The organism is uncultured Aquincola sp., from assembly GCF_964001545.1.
GTDB lineage: Bacteria > Pseudomonadota > Gammaproteobacteria > Burkholderiales > Burkholderiaceae_C > Aquincola.
In genome coordinates this window covers 1-1,779 of the sequence record NZ_CAXFDV010000209.1, presented here as the reverse complement: position 1 = coordinate 1,779, position 1,779 = coordinate 1, and the positions used below count along the sequence as shown (strand labels likewise).

Below are 1,779 nucleotides of genomic sequence, written 5' to 3'. Positions count from 1 at the left end.
TCAACCCCGCTTCCGACAGCCTGCCGGTGCTGGGCGAGATGCTGCGCATGCTGGACGAGGTGATCCAGCGCTTCGAGATTCCCACCCAGAGCTGCGTGCTCACCCACGTGACCAACACGCTGCGGCTGGCCGAGGACGGCGTGCCGGTGGACCTGGTGTTCCAGTCCATCGGCGGCACCGAGAAGACCAACCTGTCGTTCGGCGTCACGCCCGAGCTGCTGGCCGAGGCCCAGGCCGCCGCGCTGGCGCAAAACCGCGGCACCGTGGGCCGCAACGTCATGTACTTCGAGACGGGGCAGGGCAGTGCGCTGTCGGCCAATGCCCACTTCGGCGTCGACCAGCAGACCTGCGAAGCCCGCGCCTATGCGCTGGCCCGCCGCTATGAGCCGCTGCTGATCAACACCGTGGTGGGCTTCATCGGGCCCGAGTACCTGTACGACGGCAAGCAGATCATCCGCGCCGGCCTGGAAGACCACTTCTGCGGCAAGCTGCTCGGCCTGCCCATCGGCTGCGACGTCTGCTACACCAACCATGCCGAGGCCGACCAGGACGACATGGACACGCTGCTGCTGCTGCTGGGCGCGGCCGGGCTCAACTTCTTGATCGGCGTGCCCGGCGCCGACGACGTGATGCTGAACTACCAAAGCACCTCGTTCCACGACGCGCTGTTCCTGCGCGAAACCTTGGGCCTCAAACGCGCGCCCGAGTTCGAGGCCTGGCTGCAGCGCATGCAGATCACCGATGGCGGCGGCCGCGTGCTGCCGCCTTCGGCCCAGCACCGGCTGGTGGCCGGCATGGACGCACTGGCACTGGGCCATGGCTGAGATCGTGCCCGACCCCTGGCAGGCCTGGCGCCGCCACACCGCCGCCCGCATCGCGCTCGGCCGCGTGGGCGTGGCCACGCCCACCGACGAGGCGCTGCGCTTCGGCCTGGCGCATGCGATGGCGCGCGACGCCATCCACGCGCCGCTGGACGTGGCCGCTCTGCAAGCTGAGCTGCAGGCCGTCGGCTGGCCGGTGCTGCAGGCCCGCAGCCGCGCCGCCGACCGCACCGAATACCTGCGCCGCCCCGACCTGGGCCGCCAGCTGCACCCCGACGACGCACCGCGTTTGCGTGCCCATGCGCAGCAGCAGCGCGAGGCCGGCCAGCCGGCGCCCGACCTGTGCATCGTGGTGGGCGACGGGCTGTCGTCGCTGGCGGTGCAGCGTCACACGCGGGCGCTGCTGGCCGCGCTGCCGCAGCACCTGCCGGCCGGCTTCACGCTGGCGCCCATCGTCGTCGTCACGCAGGCGCGGGTGGCGGTGGCCGACGAGATCGGCGAGCTGCTGGGCGCGGCGATGTCGGCCATCTTCATCGGTGAGCGGCCGGGTTTGAGCTCGCCCGACAGCCTGGGCATCTACCTGACGCACGGGCCGCGGCGCGGCCGAAACGATGCCGAGCGCAATTGCATCAGCAACGTGCGGCCCGAGGGCCTGCGGCCCGAGGCCGCCGCCTTCAAGCTGGCCTGGCTGATGAAGCGCGCGCTGCAGCTGGGCTGCACCGGCGTGAACCTGAAGGACGAAAGCGACCTGGAGGTGCTGGAGGCGGCGCCCGCGGACCGCGCCTTGAAGTGATCAGTCCGAGGGTTCTTCCGCGCTGCGTGGTGCAGCGGCGCGCGCTGACCCCGCCACCAGATCGAACCGGAACAGCCGGCATTCGATCGGCCCGTTCCACATCGGCACGCGGCGGCTTTCCTTCAGCCGCATCATCGACGGCAGCTTCATGTCGGGGCTCAGCAC

Annotated in this window: 2 protein-coding genes and 1 pseudogene; 2 read left to right on the top strand and 1 reads right to left on the bottom strand. The window is 70.9% G+C overall.

The annotated features are described in order from the left end of the window. Both eutB and eutC read left to right on the top strand, forming a co-directional pair. A partial coding sequence (gene eutB / locus ABNT58_RS07275; RefSeq protein ID WP_348752833.1) for an ethanolamine ammonia-lyase subunit EutB occupies positions 1-824 on the top strand: 824 nt, incomplete at its 5' end. Beyond that, positions 817-1,614, top strand: coding sequence for an ethanolamine ammonia-lyase subunit EutC (gene eutC / locus ABNT58_RS07270; RefSeq protein ID WP_348752832.1), 798 nt, complete (start codon positions 817-819; stop codon positions 1,612-1,614). The genes eutB and eutC, both read left to right, overlap by 8 nt. On the opposite strand, the pseudogene ABNT58_RS07265 reads toward eutC, so the two are convergent. Continuing rightward, positions 1,615-1,779 (bottom strand): annotated as a pseudogene (locus ABNT58_RS07265) (class I SAM-dependent RNA methyltransferase); the annotation flags it as partial.